Source organism: Acinetobacter rudis, from assembly GCF_000829675.1.
In the GTDB taxonomy this organism is placed as follows: Bacteria; Pseudomonadota; Gammaproteobacteria; order Pseudomonadales; family Moraxellaceae; genus Acinetobacter; species Acinetobacter rudis.
The window spans coordinates 1-4,718 of record NZ_BBRX01000119.1 but is presented as its reverse complement, the minus strand read 5'-3'; the positions used below and the strand labels follow the sequence as shown (position 1 = coordinate 4,718).

The window sequence follows — 4,718 nt, the reverse complement described above, 5'->3', positions numbered from 1 at the left end:
ATAAAATAATGCCAGTCAATAAACTCACTGACTGGCATAATGATCAAACATAAACTTGTTTATTTTAACTATATGAAAGTTTATCTCACAACTTTAAACCTGATGAGGTTCTAGCTACTGTTCAATCTATAGCAAATTATGCTTTAGGCAAAGTTACGCCTGTTTGACCTTGGTATTTACCACCTCGATCTTTATAAGATGTTTCACAAACCTCATCGCTTTCAAAAAAGAGCATTTGTGCAACACCTTCACCCGCATAAATACGTGCAGGTAAGTTAGTGGTATTTGAAAACTCTAAAGTAACATGACCTTCCCACTCTGGCTCAAGCGGAGTTACGTTGACAATAATACCGCAGCGCGCATACGTCGACTTACCTAAGCAAATGGTCAGAACGTTACGTGGAATACGAAAATATTCTACTGTACGTGCTAAAGCAAAAGAGTTTGGTGGAATAATACATACATCCGATTCGATATTAATAAAGCTATTTTCATCGAAGTTTTTCGGATCAACAATCGCTGAATGCACATTGGTAAATACTTTAAACTCACGTGCACAACGAACATCATAGCCATAGCTCGATACGCCATAAGATACAATTTTTTCACCCTGCTCATTTACGCGAACTTGCTGCGCTGCATAGGGTTCAATCATACCTTGTGTTTCGCTCATTTCACGAATCCAACGATCCGACTTAATTGCCATTCGAATATTTTCCAAAAGCTCTACTGTATAGCGCTGTACTTTAACTGAAATCTAAGCTGAAAGAAATCTTCTGCCGTAAAATCATTCGAGCAAAACAAGGGTACGATCCGTTATTTAAGCACATTGTGTTTGTTTAAATAACAGTAAATTAAAGACTGCTAATCGCTGAATAACCTAGCGGTACACAAAAAAACACCAAAACAACTGAGGCCGCTTTTTGTAGATTATTTTGATTTAACCATGAAATTTTATTGTTGGTTAAAATAGAACCAAGATAGATCCAAAAACATGCAATAGGCACAATCAGCAATAAAAAAGTTAACATATGTGCGCTATAGAGCGTCATATTTTTCCAAGCACTCACTGGGAAAATTGCAGATGCAAATAGGAGTGCTTTAGGGTTGAGTAAAGTTGCAAGAAATAACTCACGAACACTAATGGTCACTTTACTGTTTTGAATATCTTCTGCTTTGTTACGCCACAGTTTCAGTGCCAAATAAAATATATAACTCGCACTAAACAATTTGAGCAATGCGGGTATAAATGCATATTGTGAAGGAATAGAGCCAATAATAAAGCCCCAAAAACTAATTGAAAATAAATAACCCAAAGCTTCTGCTGGAACGAGATTAAATGAACGCTTAAATCCAACTTGAATACCAGAAGATGCTAGTAATGTATTGGTTGGACCTGGCGTTAATAATACTGTCGCCACCAAACCGATAAAAAACCATGAAACCATCTGATGCCCTCCTTATGGACCTGAGGAGACTAGTGTAGATTTATCGACTTAGCAAAAAAATATTTGTAAAACATCATATCTAATTTTAATTCGTCTTTTTAATTTTTTATTTTTCAATGAGTTAACAAAGCAGATTATTTGCTTATTTTTTGAACCGCAGCGTCATGAAAACTGAAAATTGGTGGTTTTTCTTGCAAAATTATTAGTATAAGCATTCGTTTTTAAACGAAGTTTCAGATGATTTTGGCAACATATACCGACGTTTATTTCAGCTCAAAACAACAATTTGCTCAAAGTAGACTCTAGCCAAAAGTAAGACAGAGATGACCTCCTTGTCATCTAAAAATCTTAAGGTTTATGCCATGTCATCCTGAGCAATACAGCAAAGTTTAAGTAACTTTAGAAAATACGCTGTGGGTCAGCCTCGACTTTTGGCAACATCGCAATGATTTTCTCAGCAATCATTACATAGCTCTCTGCGGCAGAATCCCGTGCAACCACTGAAGGTTGGCCAGCATCGGCATTTTCACGAATTTCTGCATTAAGCGGTAAACGTCCCAGTAGTGGAATATCATATTGTTCTGAAAGTTTATCACCACCACCAGCGCCAAAAATTTGCTCTTCAAAACCGCAGTTAGAACAAATATGTGTCGACATATTTTCCACCACACCTAATACAGGAATATCGACCTTATTAAAGAGTGCAATCCCTTTTGTTGCATCCATTAAGGCAACATTTTGAGGTGTTGTAACAATCACCGCGCCTGTAACAGGGATACGCTGAGCTAAAGTCAATTGGATATCGCCAGTACCAGGTGGCATATCAATCATTAATACATCAAGGTCTGGCCATAATGTTTGATTAAATAACTGCATTAAAGCACCTGTTGCCTTTGGACCACGCCAAGCAACAGGTGTATTATGATCCCCTGTCAAATGACCAATCGACAATACAGGCATGCCATAAGCTTCAAGGGGTACAAACTGCTCTGCTTCTATCATTGGTGTAGCGCCAGCATTTCCTAGCATCGTTGGAATACTTGGGCCATAAATATCTGCATCGAGTACACCAACCTTTAAACCTAATTGCTGCATGGCCAATGCTAAGTTCACAGTCGTGGTTGATTTACCTACTCCACCTTTACCTGAAGAAACAAGAATGACATGTTGAATTCTTGGGTGTTTAGGTACATCACGTTGCTGTGGTGCTGCTCGCTCAATCGGTGGATTATTTGGATCTGGTTGGGGCTGTGCAGCTTGAGCTGTCGAGCTTGCAGCAGCATCCGTCACTAAGGGTAGCTTTTCTGCTGTCTTACTAGTCTGTGCAGGTTTCGATGAACAACTTGAGGCTTGTGGTTTTTTTTGTTGAATCACATGTAAGTTAAGCTCTTGAATACCACAGGCTTCTAAAGCATCCGCTAAACTGTCATGAATGTTTTGTAAATGGTCTGCTTCTTCTGGCAAGGTATTAATCGTCAATTGTAAAATACGATCTTGCAGATTAATTTGGCTGATGCGATCTTGCAGCTTTTCACCATTGTGTGCCAAGACAAAAGACTGCAGTACTTGTTGGACATCTTCTAGTTTTACCTCTTGCGCAGGCTTAAACACAGATTTTAGAGAAGATAACCACGACATAAACGCTACTCCAGATATTCATCGATACGAAACAATACCTAGTTTAGCGTTAAATGCAATGAAATGTCAGTGAAGAACAGCAGCTTTATCAATCTTAGACTTTTTAGCGCGAAGCGAATGCTGTGCTTTGTTTTCCTTGATGGCATCAGGTAGAATCGAACTCCTTATCTTCACGCGCTAAGAGAGTATTAAATCCGTGCGAAATATATTAGTCACCAACGCTTTACCTTATGCTAATGGACCGATCCATATGGGTCATTTACTCGGTTATATCCAAGCGGATATTTGGGTTAGAGCCATGCGAGCAATGGGACATCAGGTGACTTATGTATGTGCTGATGATGCACATGGCACCGCGATTATGCTTCGTGCTGAAGAAAACAAAATCAGTGCTGAACAGCAAATTGCCAATGTTCAACAAGAACATGAACGTGACTTTGCAGGTTTCCGTGTTCAATTTGATCACTATGATTCAACACATAGCGATGCCAACAAGGCTCGCGCAGCTGAAATCTATATTAAAAACCGTGATGCAGGCCATATTGCAGTACGTCCAGTACGTCAATTATTTGATCCTGAAAAAGGCATGTTCCTATCTGACCGTTTTATTAAAGGTACATGTCCAAAGTGTAAAACTGAAGATCAGTACGGCGACTCTTGTGAGTCTTGTGGTACAACCTATAACGCGACTGAGCTGATTGATCCGCGTTCTACCCTAAGTGGTGCAACACCTGTTGAAAAGTCATCTGACCATTACTTCTTTAAATTGCCAGATTTCTCAAACTACTTACAACAATGGACTCGCGATGAAGGTCGTCTGCCAGTTTCGATTGCCAATAAACTAGATGAATGGTTTGAAGCAGGTTTAACAGATTGGGACATCTCACGCGATGCACCTTATTTTGGTTTTGAAATTCCAGATGCACCCAACAAATATTTTTATGTTTGGGTCGATGCACCGATTGGCTATATGTCAAGTTTTGAAAACTATATCAAAACCAAACGTCCTGATCTGAGCTTTGATGATTACTGGAAAAAAGATTCTAAAAATGAGGTTTATCACTTTATCGGTAAAGATATCGTGTATTTCCATGCTTTATTTTGGCCAGCAATGCTTGAAGGCGCAGACTATCGTACGCCAACAGGTTTGTTCGTTAACGGCTTCTTGACTGTAAACGGCCAAAAGATGTCGAAATCACGCGGGACATTTATTAAAGCTGAAACCTATTTACAGCACTTAAATCCTGAACACTTACGTTACTACTTTGCTTCAAAACTTTCAGATAAAGTTGAAGACTCTGACCTTAACCTCGAAGACTTTGTACAAAAGGTTAACTCTGACTTGGTGGGCAAAGTTGTAAACATTGCTAGCCGCTGTGCCAAATTTATCAACAAAGACTTTGATAATACTTTGTCTGCGCACTGTGCTGAACCAGAATTAGTTCAAAGCTTTATTGATGCTGGTGACTCCATTATCAAAGCCTATGAAACACGTGAGTTCTCAAGTGCAATTCGTGAAATTATGGCCTTAGCTGACCGTGCGAACCAATATATTGATGAGAAAAAACCTTGGGCTTTAGCGAAGATCGAGGGTGAGTCTCAGCAAGTTCATGAAGTATGTTCTGTAGGTAT

At 39.2% G+C, this 4,718-nt stretch carries 4 protein-coding genes; 1 reads left to right on the top strand and 3 read right to left on the bottom strand.

Annotated elements, in window-relative coordinates; all coding sequences use genetic code 11:
- Positions 1 to 136 precede the first annotated feature (136 nt).
- From dcd to apbC, 3 genes are all read right to left on the bottom strand, one after another.
- On the bottom strand, positions 137 to 706 hold the full coding sequence (dcd, locus tag Aru01_RS17845) for a dCTP deaminase (protein WP_016657298.1): 570 nt from the start codon (positions 704 to 706) through the stop codon (positions 137 to 139).
- 148 nt (positions 707 to 854) lie between these two features.
- A complete protein-coding gene (locus tag Aru01_RS17840) occupies positions 855 to 1,448 on the bottom strand; it encodes a LysE family translocator (RefSeq protein WP_016657299.1) in 594 nt (197 codons plus the stop codon).
- A gap of 399 nt (positions 1,449 to 1,847) precedes the next feature.
- Entirely contained in the window at positions 1,848 to 3,086 is a 1,239-nt protein-coding gene (apbC, locus tag Aru01_RS17835) for an iron-sulfur cluster carrier protein ApbC (RefSeq protein ID WP_016657300.1), read from the bottom strand.
- Between the two features lie 196 nt (positions 3,087 to 3,282).
- Here apbC and metG point away from each other — a divergent pair.
- Positions 3,283 to 4,718 (top strand): methionine--tRNA ligase (metG, locus tag Aru01_RS17830; RefSeq protein WP_042111738.1); only part of this gene is annotated, 1,436 nt, incomplete at its 3' end.